Here is a 19,247-nt window from a genome sequence, read left to right as displayed (position 1 = left end):
CCCTATCTTTATTGTCGGTGGTTGTGACGCTGTTCGCCCAATTTCTGTTCCAGAGCCTGCCTTACAGACGGCGTCACCCAGCCGCTCACATCCTCCCCGGCCAGAAATGCCTCCTTCACACGACTGGAACTCACATGATCCCAGCGGGGTTCGGCATATAAAAACAAAGTCTCGGCCTGAGGGGCATGAAGCTGGTTGAATCGGGCGATCTCACATTCATAAACAAAATCTTGTGCATTGCGCAGTCCCTTGACGATGGCGTTGACCCCATGGTCTTTGATATAGTCATAGGTCATGCCGCCGAAAAAATCGGCTTCCGCCCCAGGAATATCTGCCACGCTCTCCTTCACCAGAGAAAACCGCTCCTCCAGAGAAAAGAGAGCCTGCTTCTGGTCGTTGACCATCACCAGGGCAATGACCCGGTCAAACAAACGGGCCGCCCGGCGGATCAGCTCCACATGACCCAATGTAGGCGGATCATAGCTTCCGGGGATGATGGCCAGGCTCATTCTGCTTCCTCCCGGGTGAAGGTGGTGATGGCAATGGCGCCATAGCGGTACTGCTTTTTCACCCGATAAGGCTCCTCCAAAGGCTGGATCAGATCCTCCCGGGCGCTTTCGCATACTATTATACCACCTGTTTGCAGGATGTCAATTTCCGCTATCTGCCGAAGCGCCTGGTTGAGCAATTCACCACCATAGGGCGGATCCAGCAGGATCAACCCGAATTTCTGTCCCCGCAGGCTGGAAAGGGCGCCGAAGGCATCCCCCCGGATCAGGCGGCTGGAGCCCTCAAAGCCGGTGGCGGCAATATTCCGCTCCACCACCTTCTGGGCGGCAGGGTCGCTTTCCACAAACACACAGCTTTCTGCCCCCCGGGAAAGGCATTCGATGCCCATTTGCCCCGAACCTGCAAACAGGTCCAGCACCCGGCGGCCTTCGATATCAAACTGGATGATATTGAAGATGGATTCTTTCACCCGATCGGTGGTAGGACGGGTACTGCGCCCTTTGGGCGCCTCCAGCTTCCGCCCCCGGGCCGTGCCGGTGATCACTCTCATGGTTTTTCCTCCTTCGCCCCTTGGGCGTCAAAATATTCCCGCACCTGTTTTGCCACATTCCGGGGCAAAACCTGGGCCAGTTCTTCCTCGCTGCACTGGCGGATGGCGGCCAGGGTGCCGAATTTCTTCCGCAGCGCCCGGATGCGCTGCTCTCCCAGGCCGGGGATGCGGGACAAGGTACTCTCCTTCACGCTGCGTCCCCGCAGATTCTTCTGATACTCAATGGCAAACCGATGGGTCTCCTCCTGCAAATTGCCCACCAGGGAGAACACCGCAGGCTTTGTGCGGATGCCAAACTCGTTCCCATCGCCGTCCACCAGCGCCCTGGTGCGGTGGTGGTCATCTTTCACCATGCCGAACACCGGGATGTTCTGCCCATGCTCCCTGAGCACCTGATGCACTGCGTTCACCTGGCCCTGTCCGCCGTCGATGAGCAGCAGGTCAGGCAGGGGCAAGAAGCCTTTGTCTCCTTCTTCGGCCCGTTTGAGACGCCGGTCCATGGTCTCGGCCAGGGATCCATAGTCGTCTCCCCCCAGCGCTTCTTTGATCTGGAAGCGGCGATAGGCACTTTTGTGAAACCGGCCCTTTTCCATCACTGCCATAGCCGCCACCGTGCCGGTTCCCGCCAGATTGGAGATGTCGTACCCTTCGATTCGCTGGGGCGGGGCCGGAAGGCCCAGGATCTCCGCCAGCAGTTCCAGGGACCGGGAGGTCTTTTGCTCCCGCTTGTCCAGAAGTTCCAGTTCCTGGCAGGCATTTTCCATGGCCAACTCTATCTGCTTCCGCTTTTCTCCCCGCTGGGGCACCTGCACATAGACCTTTCCCTTCCGCAATGTACCAAGCCATTGGGAAAGCATCTCCTGATCTTCCAGCTGCTGATTCACCAGCACCACCCGGGGAGAACGCTGGGTCATGGTGTAATACTGCTTGATAAAACCTTCCAGCAGATCGCCCATGTCATCCGGGGTGACACCGTCGAAAAATTCTTTCTTCTTGTCCAGAAGATTGCCGCCGATATAGTTGAGCATCACCACACAGCCCCGGCTGCCCAGCACCTGGCAGGCGATCACATCCAGATCGGAAAGAGCGCCGGAAATGATCAGCTGATCTCTCCCCAGCCGCTCCACCGCCCGCATCCGGTCCCGCAAAGCGGCGGCCCGCTCAAATTGCATCTCTTCGGCGGCCTGCTCCATTTCCTGGCGCAATTCCTCCGCCAATCCCTGATACTTTCCCTCCAGCAGACGGCACACCTGGCCAATCAGCCGGTTGTACTCCCCTTTGGACACCTTCCCCGAGCACACGGCGCAGCACCGGCCGATATGAGCATTGAGACAGGGACGGCTTTTGCCGATATCCCGGGGAAATTTCAAGGAACAGGTGGGCAGTTTGAAGGTGAGCAACGCAGTATCCAGTGCCTTTTTGGCTCCGCTGCGGCCGCCATAGGGGCCAAAATACCGTGCTCCGTCCTCCGCCGGTTTGGAAACGATGGAGAACCGGGGATATTCCTCCTTGGACAGGCGCAGGAAAGGATAGCCCTTGTCGTCCTTCAGCAAAATATTGTATTTGGGCTTGTGCTTTTTGATCAGGGCGCACTCCAAAAGCAAAGCCTCAAACTCGCTTCCGGTGATGATGGTCTCAAAATCCTGGACCTGGGAGACCATTTTCAAGGTTTTCGGCGTATGGGATGCCAAATTGGAAAAATACTGGCTCACCCGGTTTTTCAGCGCCTTGGCCTTGCCGATATAGATGATCTCGCCCCCTGCGTCCCGCATGATGTAAACCCCAGGCAGAAGAGGGAGCAGAAGGGCTTTTTCCTTCAGTTCTTCATACATAGTCCTGTCCTCCGGCGAAAAAAACGCCCACAAAGAGCGGGCGCCGCATGAATGTTCACGCGGCGCCGGCGATGGATTCGTGTACGGCCCGGGTCCGTTGCCCGGTATGTAGGCTTATTCTCCGAAGTTGGAAGCCACCAGAGTGCACAGGGCGTTGACAGCCTCTTCCTCATCGGAACCCTCGGCGGAAATGTTGATCACCGTGCCCTTGGTGATGCCCAGGGACAGGACACCCAGCAGACTCTTGGCATTGACCTTGCGGTTCTCTTTTTCCACCATGATGGTGCTGCGAAATTCGTTGGCTTTCTGAATAAAGAAAGTGGCCGGTCTGGCATACAGGCCCACCTGATTGTTTACAGTAACTTCTTTGGAAAACATTTAAGCTACCCCGCTTTCTATGCTTCTATTGTAATTATTTTAACAGATTCGTCACGAATGTGCAAGGGGCATTTACACCTAACTTAAAGGAGGCCCAGCACTCCCTGAAAAAGGGAAAAGAGCAGCGGCATAAAGGCGGCCGGGATCAGATTGGCCACATTGAATTTTTTCACATCCCACAGGTTGAATGCGATGAGCATCAGCACAGCGCTTCCCACCAAAGACATCTGAAGCACCACCAGATCGGTGAGATAGGGTTCGATCAAGACGGCCAGCAGGGTCACCACACCCTGATAAATTCCCACAGACAGGGCGCTGAGAGGCACTCCCAGACCGTAGACCGTGGCAAAGAGCACCGATACGATACCATCCAGAATCCCTTTGGCAATGAGAATGGTAGGATCCCCCAGAAGCCCGTCCTGCACCGCTCCCACAATGGCCATGGCTCCAGCACAGAACAGGATGGTGCAGTTGGCAAAGCCCGCTCCCACATCCCGCTGGCCTTCTTTTCCGCCAAAGCGGTTTTTAATGGCTTCTCCCGCCTTGTCAAACAGCCGGTCCAACCGCAGAAGTTCTCCCACAATGCCGCCCAACACCAAAGAGAGGATGAGCAATAAGGTGTGCTGGCTTTCCAACGCACCGGTTTCGCCCACCTGCAGCATTCCGGTGAAAACCCCGGACAGCCCGATGAGGAAAGTGGCCGCTCCCAGGGCCTGAAAAATGATCTTGCTGAACCGCTCAGGCACGCCTTTGCCAATGAGCATGCCCACAAGGCTTCCAGCCAAAATCATTCCCATGTTGATCAATGTGCCCAATCCGGGCATTCATACCACCGTTCCCTTCTCTTTCTTCTTCCTTTATCTCTATATATTCATCTGTACAATGGTCACGCCATTTTCCCCTTCGCCATAGGCGCCCAATCGGAAGGATTTCACCTGCCGGGCTCCTTTCAGCCGGGAATGGACGGCCTGGCGCAGCACGCCGGTGCCCTTGCCGTGAATGATGGTGGCCGAGGGCAGGCGCAGCCGGAAGGCCAGATCCAAAAACCGGTCCAGCTCCATCACGGCTTCTTCTGCCGTCATGCCCCGCAGATCCAGCTCGCTGCTGCCCCTGGTGGGCTGGGACGGCGCCTGGGTGCGCACGCTGCCCTTTTCCTTCTTTTGGGCTGGCGCCGCCGAAATCAGCTGCAATTCCTTTTCCTTGGCTGTCAGCTTCATAATTCCCGCCGAAAGCTGCACCGGCTGGCCGGGCTTGGGCGTCTCCACCACAGTGCAGCGCATCCCGTTGGAGACGATCTCCACCACATCCCCCTTCTGCAAGGGGCGGGGCAAGGGCGCCGCCTGTTTTTTGATCTTTTTCTGGATGGCTTTTTTCTCCGCCTCGGAAAGATGGCCCATCATCACGGCCCGGGCCTGGGACAGGTTCTCTTCTGCCGGATTCCGGCTTTGCTCCCGCCGCAGGCGGCGCAGTTCCTCCACCGTGTCATCGGCGGCCTTGCGGGCCTCATCGATTAGCTTCTGGGCCTGTTTCCGGGCATCCTCCAGCAGCTTCTTCCGCTCTTCCTCAATGGAAGCATAGGCCTTTTCCGCCTTCTCTTTGTCCTCCTGGGCTTTCTGCCGCTCTCTTTGTGCCAGCTGCAGCTGGTTTTCCATCTGCTGCCGTTTTTCTTCCAGGGTGCGGATCACATCTTCAAACTGGATGTTCTGACTGTCCATGCCGCTTTTGGCCTTTTGGATGATCTCCATGCTCAGCCCCAGACGCTGGGAAATGGCAAAGGCGTTGGATTTGCCCGGAATGCCAAACACCAGCTTATAGGTGGGTTTCAGGGTGGACACATCAAACTCACAGGAGGCATTCTCCACCCCCCGGGTCTCCAGGGCATAGGTTTTCAGTTCTGCATAGTGGGTGGTGGCCGCCACCAGCACTCCCTGCTGGCGCAGATGCTCAATGATGGCCACGGCCAGGGCCGCGCCTTCCACCGGATCGGTACCGGCTCCCAGCTCATCCATCAGCACCATGCTGCCTTCTCCCGTCTCTTCCAGGATCTCCACAATATTCTTCATATGGGAAGAGAAGGTGGACAATGACTGCTCAATGCTCTGCTCGTCACCAATATCGGCCAGAATATTTTTGCACACCCGCACCGTGCTCTCGTCTCCGCAGGGCAGCTGCAAGCCGCACTGGGCCATCAAAGTAAGAAGGCCCAGGGTTTTCAGGCTCACCGTCTTGCCGCCGGTGTTGGGGCCGGTGATAATAACGGCATCGGTCTTGCCGCCGATGGTAAAGGTGATGGGCACCGCCGTTTCCCGGGGCAGCAAAGGATGCCGGGCCCGCTCCAGGCGGGTCTGGCCTTTTTCCAGCAGCTTGGGACGGCAGGCCTTCATCTTATAGGCCAGTTTGGCTTTGGCAAAGATAAAGTCCAGGGTACACAAAATGTCATAATCCTGCTGGATGGTGCTTGCAAAGGCTCCCACCTCTGCCGACAGCTCCATCAGGATCCGGTCGATTTCGTTTTTCTCCTTGGAACGCTCTTCTCTTATGGTGTTGTTCAGTTCCACCACCTGCATGGGCTCCACAAACACCGTGGCCCCGCTGGAACTTACATCGTGCACCAGGCCGGGGATGCTCCCTTTGAACTCCGCTTTCACCGGCACCACATACCGGTCGCCCCGGGTGGTGACCACAGTGTCCTGGAGCACCTTGGCATAGCTGGGAGAAGAGATGATCCGGTTCAGAGTCTCCCGGATGCGGGAGGCCGCCGTGCGAATACGACGCCGGATCTCCCTCAGTTCCGAGCTGGCTGTATCGGCGATTTCTTCTTCTGAGAGGATAGATTGCTCAATTTTATCCTCTAAGTATTTATTTCCGCTGAGGCGGCGGAAGTAATCGGCCAAAACGGTTTCCACCTGCGTATCCTTTTCCAGATACCCTTTTCCAGTGCGGGCCGCCCGCAGCAAAGCGCCGATATCCAGCAGCTCCTTCATATTCAGGCTGCCGCCCACCTTGGCCCGTTCCAATCCGGCGGACACATCCCGCACGCCGGAGAAGGACGGACTGCCCAGCATCCCTGCCAGACGGACAGCGTCCTCGGTTTGCTGCTGCAAACGCTCACAGCCCACCAGATTGTCTTCCGGCTCCAGCGCCCGGGCCATTTCCTTGGCCCTCGGGGAGACCGCTTCTTTTTCCAGCAGCTCCAGAACCTTGTGCAGTTCCAGAGTGCGGCAGGATTTTTTCTGCAATTCCGTCATATTTCTTTTATTCCCCCTCCCAGGGATCGGTAAAAGTCCAGCGTCTGAAAACCCCGCTCCAGGCGGGTGAGGCAATAGGCTTCGGCAAAAGCCCCCAGCAGCTCCAGATCCCCTTCCTCCAGCCGGAAAGAAAAGAGCTTTTTCAGATCGCACCGCAGCACATACCGGGCCGCCTGTAAAGCGGCCCTGCTCAAAGGAGCGCTGACACTCCGGCCAATGGCTCCCCGGCAAACGGCACAGTGAAGCTGCCCCCGCTCCAGATTGACCATGGGCTCTTCCGGGTCGGCGCCGCAGGCGGCACACTTCCACAGATCGGGCTCATAGCCGGCGATGGCCAGAAAACGCAGTTCAAAAGCCGCCTTGATCTGCCGGATATCGTACAGATGATGGGCCAGAGCATACAGGCTGTTGAGAGCCAGGCGAAGCATGCCGGGAGCCGGCACATCCTCTTCCCCTTCGGTGGCCAGCAGCTCGCAGAAATAGGAGCCCAGCGCCAGAGCGTCCAAATCCTGGGAAAGGGAAAAAAACTGCTCCAGCATCTGGGCGTCCTGCAAAGTGAGACGGCCATTTTTTTCATACAGGGTAAACTGGCAATAGGCAAACAACTGCCCGGCCCAACCCATGCGGCTGCTTTTCCGCCGGATACCCGGGGCTTTTACCGTGATTTTTCCATAATCTTCGGTCATCACCGTCAGCAGCCGGTCGCTGTCCCGCCAGTCCACCGTGCGGATGACCAGACCTTTTGTGGTCAAATGCATGAATCCTTATGTAGGGAAGAACCTTTTTACGGCTCTTCCCGCTCCTTTTCTATCACATAAACCAAATAGGCTTCCGGCAGGCCGGTGCGGCAAAAAAGCTGCCAGGCCTGCTGAGAGACAGAGTTTTCTTCTTCCTTCACCGGGCATCCCTCCTGTTTTCAGTGTACCGCCCAGGCAAGGGAAAAACACATGAAAAATGACGCCAGTCATGGAAAAAGATGGCCACGCCGGAAAAACGGACGAAAAACCTTTCCCGACGACTTTATTCGTCCTCGTAGCCAAAGTTTCTGATTTGATTCGGGTGATTTCTCCAGTCTCTCCCCAAAAGCAGGCTTTTCGAGGGTCCCCTTTCATTTCAATAGGTTTTCCCGGCACAGCCAGGAAAACCCTTACGGCCTGCGGCCGGGGCGCTTTCGCGCCCAAGAAGACTGGCCCGGCCTTTGCTATGCTCTTTTATTCATCCTCATAACCAAAATTCCGGATCTGATTGGGATGGTTCCGCCAGTCTTCTTTGACCTTCACCCACAGTTCCAGATGGACTTTGGCATCCAGCAGCTTCTGGATCTCAAAACGGGCTGTGGAGCCGATCTCCTTGAGCATGACCCCGCTTTTGCCGATGATAATGCCCTTGTGGCTCTTTCTCTCGCAGTAGATCACCGCGTTGATGGCCACCAGGCCATCCTCCCGTTCCTGCCATTTTTCGATCTCCACCGCCACACCGTGGGGCACTTCCTTGTCCAGCTTCTGGAGCATCTTTTCCCGGATGATCTCGGCCACCAGCTGACGCTCCGGCTGATCGGAAATCATCTCCTCGGGAAACAGCGCCGGAGAGGGCATGCACAGCTTTTCCAGCTCCCGGAGCAATTCCTGCTTGCCTTCCCCTGTGCGGGCGCTGAGGGGGATGACGGCGGTAAAGTCATGGGCTCCGCCATAGAGGGCCATCACTTCCAGCAGCTCTTCCTTTTCCACGGTGTCGATCTTGTTGATCACCAGGATACAGGGCATCTTCTCCCCTTTGATCCGGTCGATGAGCATCTGCTCCGGAATGCCGATGCGGGCCACCGGCTCCACCAGCAAAATGGCAGCATCCACATCGGCCACCGTTTTGTTGACCACCTTCACCATGAAGTCGCCCAAAGCATTTTTGGCTTTGTGCAGACCGGGGGTATCCAAAAACACCATCTGATAAGGATCCTGGCTGAGCACGCCGGTAATCCGGTTGCGGGTGGTTTGGGGCTTGTTGCTCACGATGGCCACCTTGGCCCCGCACAAGGTGTTGGTCAGGGTGGATTTGCCCACATTGGGCCGGCCCACCACCGAAAAGACGCCGGTTTTTTCGATCATAGATTCTCTCCTGTCTCCCGCAGAAGCCCCAGCTCCTGCATGATCTCTTCTTCCAGATTCCGCATAAGACGCCGATCCTCTTCCTCCCGCTCATGGTCATACCCCAGCAGGTGGAGCATGGAGTGAACGGTGAGATAAGCACATTCCCGGTCAAAGGAATGGCCATATTCCTCCGCCTGGGCCCGGGCCCGCTCCACCGACAGAATCATATCTCCCAAAGGCACCAGGCCGGTATCCGGGTCCACTTCCATTTCCAGATCGCCCTCATATTCCCCATTGACCATATCCAGCAGGGGAAAGGACAAAATGTCGGTGGGCACCGGCTTGTCCCGGTACTCCCCGTTGATCTGGCAGATGCCCTCATCATTGGTCAGAGTGATATCCACCGAACAATGCCAATCGGGGGCCACCTTCTTCAGCGCCGCCCGGGAGCTTTTTTTCATCAGTTCCTCGGCCTGTTTGTCCCGGCACTCCTTGTCCCCGGAAAAGCGGATCTTGAGACTGCTCACCGGCCTCACTTCCTTTCTCTGGTGCACATATGGTTTTATTATACTCCCTTTCCCCAAAAATTACAATCCGGCCCCCATATTGACAGAACCATCCCCAAATATTATAATATCGTCAAACGATATCGTTTGACGATATCAGGAGGTGAGCCCATGCCGAAAAAGTCCCTGGAGATTCTCACCGAGTCCATGTTTTATGTGCTCATGGCCTTTTGGCGGGAGGAAAAATGCGGGGCGGAAGTGGCGGCCTTTGTGGAAGAAAAGACCGGCGGCCGCTTCCGCTTGGGACCGGCCACCCTGTACACTCTGCTGGCCAAGTTTGAAAAAGAAGGGTATCTCTCTCCCAGCCAGGTGGAAGGACGCAAGCGCACCTACCGGATCACCCCCAAAGGCCGTGCGGCCTATCTGGAGGAAGTGGAGCGGCTGCGCCGCTGCCTGGCAGATGCCCAAAGCGAAGGAGGTTTTCTGCCATGAAAAGAAGCCCACGCTCTACCGCATACCGTCTGCCCCCTTGTCCGGCCTATGACATCGAAGGCACCGAAAGCTGGCTTTCCGATCTGGCGGAAGAAGGTCTGTTTCTGGAAAAAGACGGCTTTCTCTTTGGTTTTGCCTCCTTCCGCCGGGGAGAGGGAAAACAGCGCCGTTACCGTCTGGAAGCCGCCCCTCACCCCACCGGCCTGTTTTCCGATCAGGACCGCCCCGATGAAGAGGCGGAAGAACTGAGCCGCCTGGCCGGATGGGAGTATATCGCCAGCCGGGGAGATTTCTATATCTTTGCCACCGACGACCCCCAGGCCGCTGAATTGAACACCGATCCCCAGGTCCAGGCCCTGGCCTTGGAAAAGGTGCGCCGCCGCCAGCGCCAGACTCTGTTTCCCACATTTTTCTGGCTGGTCATCTATCCCCTTTTCTCCATGAAAGGGGGCATTCTCCGAGGGGCCATTCACCTGGGCGCTCCCATTTTCCTTCTGGGCCATCTGCTGATCCTGTGGACGATTTTTTCTCCCTTGCGGGAATTTTTCCATCTGCGGAAGCTGAGCCGCCGTTTGCAAGAGGGCCTGCCCGCAAACTACCACAAGGACTGGAAAAAATCCGCCCGGCGGCATTTTGCCGCAAAAGGTGTTTTTCTTACCCTGCTGGCTGTGTGGATCGGATTGGTGCTGACGGCCTGGCAGCGGGATACCGACAAAGCGGATACCGTGTCCCTTGCGGATTTTAAAGAGCCCGTGCCCTTTGCCACCATGGCCGACCTGCTGCCCCAGGGTCAGTTCACCTTGAGAGATATGGGCTTTGGCAATGAAGTCACCCTCCGCTCTTCCTGGCTGGCCCCTTCCTTTATTGAATTTGGCCAGACAGGAACGGTAAAAAATGAAGAAAAAACCCTTCAGGGCGGCATCAATGTGGAATATTATCACACCGTTTCCCCGCTTCTGGCCCGGCTCCTGGCCAAAGAACTGCAATGGTATGACAAAAAAGGCCCCTCCCACTACCAAGCCCTCTCCACCCCCTCAGCCGCAGAATTGGGAGTGGACTCGGTCACAGGCTACACCGCCATTTTCCCCACTCTGGTGATGGTGAAAGGAGAAACCGTGCTGAAAGTGTCCTTCTACCAGACTTCCCCCAGTTACACCATGCCCTTGGCGGAATGGGCCCCTATTTTCGCCCAAAGCCTGAACTGGTAACAAAAATCAAAAGGGAAAGCGCAGATTGCGCTTTCCCTTTTTTCTTATTTTTTGAATCCCCGCCGGTTTTTCTCTTTGCCCTCCCGGCTTTTCTGCTTCTGCTCTTCGTACTTGGCATAGGCGGTGACGATCTTCTGCACCAGCTCATGGCGCACCACATCCCGGGCCGTCAAGGTGCACTGGCCGATGCCTTCCACCCCTTTGAGCACCCGCATGGCTTCCTTCAGACCGCTCATTTTCCCATCGGGCAGGTCGATCTGGGTGATGTCGCCGGTGATGACCACCTTGGAATTGAAACCCATACGGGTGAGGAACATCTTCATCTGTTCCGGCGTGGTGTTCTGAGCCTCGTCCAGAATGATAAAGGAATCGTCCAGGGTGCGTCCACGCATATAGGCCAGCGGAGCCACTTCAATGCTGCCCCGCTCCAGATACCGCTGGAAGGTCTCCGGCCCCAGCATATCAAACAGGGCGTCATAAAGAGGGCGCAGATAGGGGTCTACCTTGTTTTGCAGATCCCCCGGGAGAAAGCCCAGCTTTTCCCCGGCCTCCACCGCCGGACGGGTGAGGATGATCCGGTTGATGGCCTTTTCCCGGAAGGCCACCACCGCCTTGGCCACCGCCAGATAGGTCTTGCCGGTGCCGGCGGGCCCCACCCCCAGGGTGATGGTGTTTTCTTCGATGCAGTCCACATAGGTCTGCTGGCCCACCGTCTTGGCCTTGATGGGCCGGCCTTTTGCAGTGACGCAGATGACCCCGCCACCCATCTGGCTCAGCTTATCCTGCTGGCCGTCCTTGATGAGGGACACCACATAATTCACATTCTGGGGGGTGATCTGCTCGCCCTTGGCCGCCAGGCGCAGAAGCTCGGTGATGGCATTCTGTGCCCCCAGTACGCCGTCGGGTTCGCCGCAGATCTTCAGATGATCGTCCCGGCAGACGATGCTCACCTGATACTCCTGCTCCAAAAGCCGGATATTTTCATCAAAAGAGCCGAACAAGTTGACGATCTCTTCCATGCGCTCAATGCTGATGGTTTGTTCAATCATTGCCTTCCTCCGTTGTTTTTCGGGAAATGCCCGATACTTCCTGCAAAACGCCCGCCTGCTCCCGGCACTCCACCTGTAAAGAACTCCGGGCAAAGGGGACTTCATATTGGCATTGGAACTGGCGGCTTTCCACCTGGGCCTCCGGCAAGGTCAGCTCCAATAACTCCTCCAGGCGCTGCTCCATCACCTTTTCCGCCGTCTCCTGCGTGACAACATAGTCCTTTGGGGTATACTCCACATACCGCTCGGTGACCAGCTTCACCGGAAGAGGGGTGTTTTCGGTGAGTTTCAGCTGCTTTTCTTCCATAATGATATCATAACACGGGAAAGGCTCCTTTTCAACGAAAGAAAGCTGAATGCGCCGGGAGCCGATCACCAGAAAACGGCGCACCTTTTCCCGTCCGGTGGGTACCTTTGTCTGCACCGTTGTAGGCATCACCTGCTCCAGAGTGTGCCAGGTGCGCAGCGTCACATCGGCCATTGCGTGAACCTCATACACTTCCTCCAGGGCGCTGACCATGGTGCCGGTGACCAGGATATCCCCCTGCACCACAGTATCCCCCGCCTGTTTCATTCCCAATCCGGCCTTGATCTGGATGCTCTCGATGATCCCGTCCTTGTCGGCCACCACATCGCAGGGTTCATCCACCGGCACCATCTCCGGTGTCTCCTTCCGCCCATAGGCCAAAATCTGGGCCTGACTTCCATTGATATTTACCGCCACAAAAGAAAAATTGTCGCTGTTTGTCATGATATAGCTGCGTACTTCTTCGCTGTCCACCTTGTTTTTCCCCACGCCGGGACGCAAACCGGCTTCCTCGGCCAGACGCAGAGCTTCGGCCTGGAGAGTGTGATCACAGCCGGTCACATCCACCACCCACAAAAACCGGGTAGCCGCCAAAAGAGCCCCGGCACACACCAAAGCGCCGCCCCACAAGGCCACCCGGGGCAGCAAGCGATGGGTGTAAAAAGGCACACCCCTCTTTTTGACGATGTGCACCGAACACATCATCCGCCGGGTGAAATGGCGCAGCTGCCGGAATCCCTGGATGTGTACGGTGGCCTGCACCACATCGGGGGCCAGACGGCGCACATCCCAGAAGGCGATATCATTCTGAGCGCAGAGATTGAGGAAGCGTTCAATGGCCGCTCCCCGGATCTCCACCCGTACCCAGCCCCGCACATAATTGATCAGCCCAAGAAGCATCAGTCATCCCTCACGATCGGATAAATTCCACCGCGGCCACCTGGCCCCGGATGTGCAGCGCCCCCTGGCTCATAGCCCCCAGACGCAGTTCCATGCCCCGGATCTCCACCGTCACATCCCGGGCTGCCACCCGGATGCGCTCATCGGTGTATTCCAGCACCCCATGGTGGCGCTCCAGCAGCACCTCCCGTGGACTGCATTCCAGTTCCGGAATATCCAGCACCGTCGAAGCGGACAGCTCCAGCTCTTCCGCTGCACGGGCCAGGCACTCCCGCAAGCTCTCCTGCCGTGGCCGGGGCTTTTTCCATTTTTTCTTTTTCATCCATTCACCCCGCTTTTGTTTATCTGCCACCTATTCCTATGCTCCAAAGGTGCTATTTTTGCCTGTCCCCTTCATATATCTCAGCGAGGTGAAGCCGATATGAAAAAAAATCTTCTTTCCCCCCTTCTTTCCATTCTCCCCGATGTGGGACTGTGCCTCTTTGCCTATGGCCTTTTGCGCTATGGCCGGGAGGCCTCGGAAAGCCTGCGCCAGGGGCTTTCTCTTTGTGCCCAGGTGCTCATTCCTTCCCTGTTTCCCTTTTTCGTATTTTCCGGGCTGATGGTGCGCACCGGTGCTGCCGCCAAATGCGGGCGGCTGCTGGAAAAACCGGTGAAAGTTCTCTTTCGTCTTCCCGGCGTCTGCGCCCCGGTGTTTGCCCTGGGACTGCTGGGTGGATACCCTGTGGGAGCCAAAACCGCCTGTGCCCTTTATGAACAAAAACTGTGCTCCCGGGAGGAAACCCAGCGTCTTCTGGCATTTTGCAACAACTGCGGCCCGGCATTCATCCTGGGCGTGGCGGGCCTGGCCGTTTTCCACAGTCTCCAGGCCGGACTTGTGCTCTGGGGATGCCATGTGGCGGCCAGCCTTTGCACCGGCCTGATTTTCCGCTTTTATGGTTCTTCCTCTCCCCGCCGTCTTTCTCCCCTTTCCTCAGAAAAATCCATGCCCTTCAGCCACGCATTGGTGGAAAGCGTCACCTCATCCATGTCCTCTTTGCTCAATGTGTGCGCCTTTGTCCTCTTTTTCGGTTTGTGCATCGGCCTGCTGGAACAGATGGGTATCACCGGATTTCTTCTCTCGCTATTGGAAAGACTGGGAGTCTCCCAGGATTTTGCCGCGCCGGTTCTGTCCGGGTGCCTGGAAATGACCACCGGCATCTGGGGGCTTTCGGAAGTGACCGGTGCCTTGCCCCTTCGCCTTTCTGCCGCCGCTTTTCTCCTGGCTTTCGGCGGTCTCAGCGTCCATTTCCAGTCTCTGTCTTTTTTGACCAGCAGCGGTCTTTCTGCCGTCCCCTATTTTCTGGGGAAAATGACCCATGGCGTGCTGTCTGCTCTGTTTACCTATTTTATCGCCCTGCGCCTTCCGGCCCAGACTGCCGCAGCCGGCGGTCTGCTCTTCCAGACCGGTCCCGCTTCCCTGTCTCCCCTGTCCATTTTTCTCTTTTCCAGCCTGCTTTGCCTGATCCTCTGGTTTCTCACCCGCCTGGGAAAAGGAAAATGGGGAAAAACCATTGTCACACCCCTCATAAGCCGGTATAATAGAAAAAAGACAGGGTAGGATAACACAAACCGGAAGGAGGAAAAGCCTATGCTTTTTGACCCTGAGATTAAGCGCTGCTGCGCCTTTTGCGAGCACTCCTCCGATCTGGATGACCGGCTGGTGCTTTGCAGTCTGAAAGGCCCGGTGGATTTTGATTTCTGCTGCCGCCATTACCGCTACGATCCATTGCGCCGCATCCCCCGCCCCCCTGCAAACCCTTCCCAGAAAAAATTCACCAAGGAAGATTTTGAACTGTAAAAGAAAAAAGCCGCCTTTTGGGGCGGCTTTTTCGAGTTTTTGCGAATCAATAAGAGGTAAAGAAACCCCTTTCCTCTGGCCACATCGGTTTATCGACAATCTGAAAAGCCGCCTTTTGGGGCGGCTTTTCTATCTCTTCTATTTTTCCCTGGCCTTTTCCAAAGCATGCCCCAGGGCCTGATTCTTTCCCCGGCGGCTCTCCTCCAGAATCTGGTCGATCTGCTGCTTCACTTGTCCCACCTGGGCGCGCAGTTCAGCAGCGGAAATGCGCAGCGCACCATGACCCAGAATGATCACCTGCTCCAGGTTGTCCGAAGTGGCCACCTGCACCTTGTGGTGCCGGGCGATGGAATAGGTGGTTTTTTCAATATAGCTGTCTGCCGTCTCCGCTTCCTTGGTATAGACCACATGGATGTTATGATACCGGCTGACACTTCCCAGATTCCCCGGCACTTTATAGGCGTCAAAAACCAATATCACATGGTTTCCCCGGTAGCCCTGGTAATTGCTGAGGATATCCATCAGGATCTGCCGTGCGGTGTCCATGCTCTTTTGGGCGATGGTCTTCAGCTCGTCCCAGGCAAAAATGATGTTGTAGCCGTCCACCAGCAGATATTCCTCCCGGCGGGAAAGCCCTGGACCGGAAAGGGTCTGCCGCATGGCTGGCTTTTCTTCCTCTGGCTGCTCTGACTTCTCCGGCGGCTTTTTGGCCCGGCTTTCGAAATCCCGGCGGCGAATGGGCCCGTAGGTCCGCTCATAGATGGCCATCAGCTCTTTGTCCTCTTCCAAAGAGCCGGTATACCGGGAAACCGCCGGAGCGGCGGGAATTGCTTCTACGGTTTCCTCCCGCTTCTTTTCCAAAAAAGAGGGCAGGTGCATATATTCCGGTACCTGATCCCATTTGACGGCAAACCCTGCTCCGTGGGCACAGAACACCGAATCCGGGCTGTTTTCCAGATCCCTCTGTGGATCGTAACCCATCTGCTCCACCACCTGCTGCTGATCGTGGCAGGGAGCATATCCCCCCAATGCCAAAGACAGGCGGCCCTGGCCTTTGGTGTAAGCCGTCACCTGGGCGGCGTAATCCCCCAAGGCCGATACCGGCGCCCGGCCGGTAAGCACGGCTTCTTCTCCCTGATTTTCCGGCGGCGACACCACGCCGCCCATCCGCTGGATATCGGCCATGGCCCGTCCCACAGATCCGGGAGGCAGCTCCAGCCGCAGATCATACCAAGGCTCCAGCAGCACGCTTTCGGCCTGCATCAACCCTTGCCGCACCGCCCGATAGGTTGCCTGACGGAAATCGCCCCCTTCGGTGTGCTTTTCATGGGCCCGACCTCCCACCAGGGTGATTTTCATATCGGTAATGGGGGAGCCGGTGAGCACTCCCAGATGGGTCTTTTCCTCCAGGTGGCTGAGCACCAGCCGCTGCCAGGAACGCTCCAGCACCTCTTCCGGGCACTGGACATCGAAACAAAGGCCGCTGCCCCGCTCTCCCGGCTCCAGAATCAGATGGACTTCGGCGTAGTGGCGCAGAGGCTCGTAATGTCCTACTCCTTCCACTTTGTTTGCGATGGTCTCTTTGTATACGATGTTCCCCTGACCGAAAGACACTTCCATAGAAAAACGCTGAGCGATGACCTTCTGCAGAATTTCCAGCTGCACCTGTCCCATCAGTTGGATGTGGATCTGCCGCAGCTGCTCATTCCATACCAGATGAAGCTGGGGATCCTCTTCTTCCAGCTGACGCAGCTGGGACAGAGCAGTATGGGGGTCTTTATCCGGCGGCAGGATCACCTGGTAAGTGAGCACCGGTTCCAGCACCGGCAGGGGGCTTCCCGCTTCGACCCCCAGACCTTCTCCGGCCCATGTGCGGCTCAACCCGGTAACGGCGCACACCGTCCCGGCCGTAGCCTGATCTACGGTCCGGTACCGGGCGCCGGAATAAATGCGGATCTGATCCACTTTCTCTTCCCATGGTTCCTCCCCAGCCCGGCCTTTGCCGGACAGAAGGGCCTTCACCCGCAAAGTACCCCCTGTCACTTTCAGATAGGTCAGGCGGGCGCCTTGGGGGTCCCGTCCGATTTTATAAACCCGGGCGGCCAATTCCTGCCCATAGGTCCGGGGGGCGGTGTACCGCTCCAGCCCTTCCAGAAGTTCCGTCACCCCCTGCAGCCGGAGAGCCGACCCAAAATAACAGGGAAACAGCTTCCGCTGGGCAATCAGGCTGGACAGATCCTCTGTCTCCATACAACCGCTGTCCAGATAGGCGGCCATTGCGTCCTCATCGCACACTGCCGCTTCTTCCCACAGCTCTTCCGGCGGACGATGGGGATCAAAGTCCACACAGCCGCCGTCCAACTGACGGCGCAGCTGCTCCATCAGGCTTTGCCGGTGAGTACCGGGCAAATCCATTTTATTGATAAACAAAAATGTGGGAATATGATACCGGCGCAAAAGCCGCCATAGAGTGCGGGTGTGGCTCTGCACTCCATCGGTGCCGCTGATGACCAGCACGGCATAATCCAGCACACTGAGCACTCGCTCCATTTCACTGGAAAAATCCACATGACCAGGGGTATCCAGCAAAGTTACCGGCCTGTCCCCCAGCTGAAGCACCGCCTGCTTGGAAAAAATGGTAATTCCCCGCTGCCGCTCCTGTTCCTCGGTGTCCAGAAACGCGTCCTTGTGATCCACCCGCCCCAGCCTTTTCAACTGGCCGCTTTGATACAGCATTCCTTCCGACAAAGTGGTTTTCCCCGCGTCCACATGGGCCAGGATCCCGATACAAACCGAATCCATAATATATTATCACTTCCAATGTTTCGCTCATTTTATTTTTTATTATGGCAGGTTTTTTTCTTTTCTTCAATCGTTATCTTGTAAACAAGCAAATACCGCCCGGTCCATCCGAACCGGGCGGCAGGAATATTTCTTATTTTTGCAGCTTTTTGATCTCCTTCAAGCACCGCTGCATAGCAGTCTCACCGGACTCGATCTCGATATCCGGGTGGGTACCTTCCAGGTCCAAACAAACGCCATCTTCATTGATGAAATAGAAAGGATCGTACCGCACCAACATGCCGCAGTTGGGCATCGCAGCATCCATATTATAGGGCGGTGTCATGCCGCCGCTCGAACCTCCACTTTGAGTACCTACCAAAGTGCAAGGCTCATTTCCTTTTGCAAAGTGAACCAAAAGTTCCGAGGACGAGGCCACACCTCCATCAATCAGAATCCAGATCCGACCTTCAAATTCTTTTCCATCCGGGTTCTCCACATCGGTGTAATCATCCACAACAGTCTTGATGGCCACCCCATCGCAGCCCTTCAAAGATTCCATATCCAGCTTGGGATAGTCCATGGTAGTCAGGTCAGAAACCGATTTCAATTCCACATCCGGGTCGTTCTCCGGCCAACCATCCCACATCTGAACATTGACATCTCCCAGTTTGTAAGCTGCTACTTCTCTATGAGTGAATGTCTTTCCAGCCCACAAAGGCTCCAAGCCTTCCGCCCAGATCTGGCTGTTGCCTCCGGAATTTCCAGTGATATCGATGATAAAATCCTGCGCATCCAAGTTCTCGAGGCAAAAATCTTTCAAGTTTTTTATCACAGCTTGGTTTGCTTCCTCCCCAAAAAACACAAGCGTTTTCAGCTGAATGATCGCCGTGTCTCCCTCCCGGGATAAAAGAACATTGGACGCGTAATCGCTATTGTCTTCCACCGTTTCCGTCTCCTGCACCTGTTCCAGTTCTTTCTTCACGCTGGGAAGGGACTCTGCCCAGCTGTAAAACCCCTGCACCAATGGTGAGGCAAACAATTCTTCTTGGGTGTCGCTTTCCCATACATCACCATCCAGATACCGGCGATAAACAATGGGGCTGACTGCCTGGATATGAGCAAAAGTTCGTATTTTTCCATTCAAATCATCCATAATGCGCAAAAAGGTCTCCGCCTGTCCATCCGGCACCGCAGCCACTCTCTCCCGGTATTCTTCTTTCAGCTGCTCTATTTTCAAAGGCCTTTTTGTTTCCATCAATCCCAATGTGGCGCAATTCTCTTCCAGAGTAGTCCAGAAAAAATCATAGTCTTCCAACATCATGGCATTGGTGTAGGAGGCCGGGTCAAAAGCCTTCTGATCAGTCTCCTCCTCCTGCTTTTCCGGTGCTGTGTCCTCCTTGGGGGCCGGATCGCTTTTCTGGCAGGCCGACAGCAAAACCAGTCCGGCCAGCAGCAAACTCCACATTCTTTTTCTCTGATTCATCCCGATTCCTCCTTTGGCGTATTTTCATTCTCTTATCTGTGTTTTTTAATTTTTCGTTTCTTAAATTATTTTTGTA

Annotated in this window: 18 protein-coding genes and 1 pseudogene; 4 read left to right on the top strand and 15 right to left on the bottom strand. The window is 56.2% G+C overall.

Annotated elements, in window-relative coordinates; translation table 11 throughout:
* Nucleotides 1–8: 8 nt before the first annotated feature.
* The 9 genes from coaD to ybeY all read right to left on the bottom strand — a co-directional run bounded on the left by coaD (nucleotide 9) and on the right by ybeY (nucleotide 9,129).
* The gene (coaD, locus tag H6A25_RS06215) at nucleotides 9–509 is read right to left on the bottom strand and encodes a pantetheine-phosphate adenylyltransferase (RefSeq protein WP_204751117.1); all 501 of its coding nucleotides are present in this window, start codon (nucleotides 507–509) and stop codon (nucleotides 9–11) included.
* Nucleotides 506–1,060: a 16S rRNA (guanine(966)-N(2))-methyltransferase RsmD gene (gene rsmD, locus H6A25_RS06210; protein WP_204751116.1), complete on the bottom strand. Its 555-nt coding sequence runs from the start codon at nucleotides 1,058–1,060 to the stop codon at nucleotides 506–508. The genes coaD and rsmD overlap by 4 nt, the downstream gene beginning before the upstream one ends.
* Nucleotides 1,057–2,892 carry an excinuclease ABC subunit UvrC gene (gene uvrC / locus H6A25_RS06205; RefSeq protein WP_204751115.1) on the bottom strand — a complete coding sequence of 612 codons (1,836 nt, stop codon included), beginning with the start codon at nucleotides 2,890–2,892 and terminating at the stop codon, nucleotides 1,057–1,059. Before uvrC ends, rsmD begins: the two co-directional genes overlap by 4 nt.
* A 114-nt stretch (nucleotides 2,893–3,006) precedes the next feature.
* Nucleotides 3,007–3,270 (bottom strand): HPr family phosphocarrier protein, encoded by a 264-nt coding sequence (locus tag H6A25_RS06200; RefSeq protein ID WP_118426203.1) that lies wholly within the window; start codon nucleotides 3,268–3,270, stop codon nucleotides 3,007–3,009.
* Nucleotides 3,271–3,353: 83 nt separating this feature from the next.
* Nucleotides 3,354–4,094 (bottom strand): DUF554 domain-containing protein, encoded by a 741-nt coding sequence (locus tag H6A25_RS06195; RefSeq protein ID WP_204751114.1) that lies wholly within the window; start codon nucleotides 4,092–4,094, stop codon nucleotides 3,354–3,356.
* Between the two features lie 39 nt (nucleotides 4,095–4,133).
* Nucleotides 4,134–6,518, bottom strand: a complete 2,385-nt coding sequence (locus H6A25_RS06190; protein WP_204751113.1) for an endonuclease MutS2 — start codon at nucleotides 6,516–6,518, stop codon at nucleotides 4,134–4,136.
* Complete coding sequence (recO, locus tag H6A25_RS06185; protein ID WP_204751112.1) at nucleotides 6,515–7,270, bottom strand: DNA repair protein RecO; 756 nt, start codon at nucleotides 7,268–7,270, stop codon at nucleotides 6,515–6,517. Before recO ends, H6A25_RS06190 begins: the two co-directional genes overlap by 4 nt.
* A gap of 459 nt (nucleotides 7,271–7,729) precedes the next feature.
* On the bottom strand, nucleotides 7,730–8,620 hold the full coding sequence (gene era, locus H6A25_RS06180; RefSeq protein ID WP_204751111.1) for a GTPase Era: 891 nt from the start codon (nucleotides 8,618–8,620) through the stop codon (nucleotides 7,730–7,732).
* Nucleotides 8,617–9,129: an rRNA maturation RNase YbeY gene (gene ybeY / locus H6A25_RS06175; protein ID WP_345941587.1), complete on the bottom strand. Its 513-nt coding sequence runs from the start codon at nucleotides 9,127–9,129 to the stop codon at nucleotides 8,617–8,619. Before ybeY ends, era begins: the two co-directional genes overlap by 4 nt.
* A gap of 150 nt (nucleotides 9,130–9,279) precedes the next feature.
* Between ybeY and H6A25_RS06170 the strand changes: the two genes are divergently transcribed.
* Together H6A25_RS06170 and H6A25_RS06165 are read left to right on the top strand one after the other, a co-directional pair.
* Nucleotides 9,280–9,600 carry a PadR family transcriptional regulator gene (locus H6A25_RS06170; protein WP_204751110.1) on the top strand — a complete coding sequence of 107 codons (321 nt, stop codon included), beginning with the start codon at nucleotides 9,280–9,282 and terminating at the stop codon, nucleotides 9,598–9,600.
* Entirely contained in the window at nucleotides 9,597–10,808 is a 1,212-nt protein-coding gene (locus H6A25_RS06165) for a DUF2812 domain-containing protein (RefSeq protein WP_204751109.1), read from the top strand. Before H6A25_RS06170 ends, H6A25_RS06165 begins: the two co-directional genes overlap by 4 nt.
* A gap of 44 nt (nucleotides 10,809–10,852) precedes the next feature.
* Here the strand turns inward: H6A25_RS06165 and H6A25_RS06160 are convergent, their stop codons facing one another.
* From H6A25_RS06160 to H6A25_RS06150, 3 genes are read right to left on the bottom strand one after another with little or no spacing between them, the layout of a single operon-like run.
* Nucleotides 10,853–11,857, bottom strand: coding sequence for a PhoH family protein (locus tag H6A25_RS06160; protein ID WP_204751108.1), 1,005 nt, complete (start codon nucleotides 11,855–11,857; stop codon nucleotides 10,853–10,855).
* Nucleotides 11,850–13,064 (bottom strand): sporulation protein YqfD, encoded by a 1,215-nt coding sequence (gene yqfD, locus H6A25_RS06155; protein WP_204751107.1) that lies wholly within the window; start codon nucleotides 13,062–13,064, stop codon nucleotides 11,850–11,852. Before yqfD ends, H6A25_RS06160 begins: the two co-directional genes overlap by 8 nt.
* Before the next feature lie 10 nt (nucleotides 13,065–13,074).
* Entirely contained in the window at nucleotides 13,075–13,386 is a 312-nt protein-coding gene (locus H6A25_RS06150; RefSeq protein WP_204751106.1) for a YabP/YqfC family sporulation protein, read from the bottom strand.
* A gap of 99 nt (nucleotides 13,387–13,485) precedes the next feature.
* Between H6A25_RS06150 and H6A25_RS06145 the strand changes: the two genes are divergently transcribed.
* The gene (locus tag H6A25_RS06145) at nucleotides 13,486–14,664 is read left to right on the top strand and encodes a nucleoside recognition domain-containing protein (protein WP_204751105.1); all 1,179 of its coding nucleotides are present in this window, start codon (nucleotides 13,486–13,488) and stop codon (nucleotides 14,662–14,664) included.
* A 30-nt stretch (nucleotides 14,665–14,694) separates the two neighbouring features.
* Complete coding sequence (locus H6A25_RS06140) at nucleotides 14,695–14,904, top strand: hypothetical protein (protein WP_118426215.1); 210 nt, start codon at nucleotides 14,695–14,697, stop codon at nucleotides 14,902–14,904.
* A gap of 138 nt (nucleotides 14,905–15,042) precedes the next feature.
* On the opposite strand, the gene H6A25_RS13170 is transcribed toward H6A25_RS06140, so the two are convergent.
* The 3 genes and pseudogenes from H6A25_RS13170 to H6A25_RS06130 form a co-directional block, all read right to left on the bottom strand.
* Nucleotides 15,043–16,716 (bottom strand): NYN domain-containing protein, encoded by a 1,674-nt coding sequence (locus H6A25_RS13170; protein WP_430651163.1) that lies wholly within the window; start codon nucleotides 16,714–16,716, stop codon nucleotides 15,043–15,045.
* A 330-nt stretch (nucleotides 16,717–17,046) separates the two neighbouring features.
* Nucleotides 17,047–17,706, bottom strand: a pseudogene (locus tag H6A25_RS13165) (GTP-binding protein); the annotation flags it as partial.
* 133 nt (nucleotides 17,707–17,839) lie between these two features.
* Nucleotides 17,840–19,171: a S41 family peptidase gene (locus H6A25_RS06130; protein WP_204751103.1), complete on the bottom strand. Its 1,332-nt coding sequence runs from the start codon at nucleotides 19,169–19,171 to the stop codon at nucleotides 17,840–17,842.
* Between the last annotated feature and the right edge of the window lie 76 nt (nucleotides 19,172–19,247).

It is taken from the genome of Intestinimonas butyriciproducens (assembly GCF_016901775.1).
Lineage (GTDB): Bacteria > Bacillota > Clostridia > Oscillospirales > Butyricicoccaceae > Pseudobutyricicoccus.
Note: the sequence above shows the minus strand (reverse complement) of the source record. Positions and strands in the feature narration are given on the sequence as shown.